This window comes from Bartonella sp. MR100HLJHH, assembly GCF_042194215.1.
GTDB classification, from domain to species: domain Bacteria; phylum Pseudomonadota; class Alphaproteobacteria; order Rhizobiales; family Rhizobiaceae; genus Bartonella; species Bartonella grahamii.
The window spans coordinates 1-588 of the sequence record NZ_JBHIMR010000109.1; the positions used below are offsets into that span (position 1 = coordinate 1).

1 protein-coding gene is annotated in these 588 nt (G+C 48.0%); it reads right to left on the reverse strand.

Going from position 1 to position 588, the window contains the following annotated elements; translation table 11 throughout:
- The coding region (locus tag ACFIJ7_RS09795; RefSeq protein ID WP_375645220.1) for a filamentous hemagglutinin N-terminal domain-containing protein at positions 1 to 588 on the reverse strand (588 nt) is incomplete at both ends.

Below are 588 nucleotides of genomic sequence, written 5' to 3' on the forward strand. Positions count from 1 at the left end.
TTGCCATCAGAACCAAGAGAAGTTGCTTCGCGTTTGTCATAATCAAAATGATTGTGACCAGCGATAACAGCCAAATCTCCTTTGACCTGTATGGGACCCCCGACACTGATCTTGCGCGAAACAAGATCAAAAATATCTAATGCACTCCCATCAGCCCCACGAGCGCCTATGGTGATATCACCACCCTCAACACGCAACCCACTCAAAGCCCCATCGGCTCCAATGATCGGTTGTCCGGTCGATAAAGTCACCCTTGGTGTATTAATAAAACCACAACCGTTACAGGTAATCCCATTGGGATTGGCGATAATAACATCCGCCATATGCCCGTGTACTTCGCTCACGCCTTCAAGACGCGAGCGATTGGCACTCACCACTTCATTAAGAATAACCTTTGCTGCACCGCTATAACGCAAATTGCCGTTGCCTGGCACCAATCCCCCAAGCTGTGAACGCGAGACTTCCTCAGTCGAATTGTTCAAAATCACGCCATGGGTATCAACATTGAAACTGTCATATTTGTTATGAGAAAGACCCTGTCCATTGGGGCGAACAATATCAATCAGCGGCACATCATTGCCGGCTTTC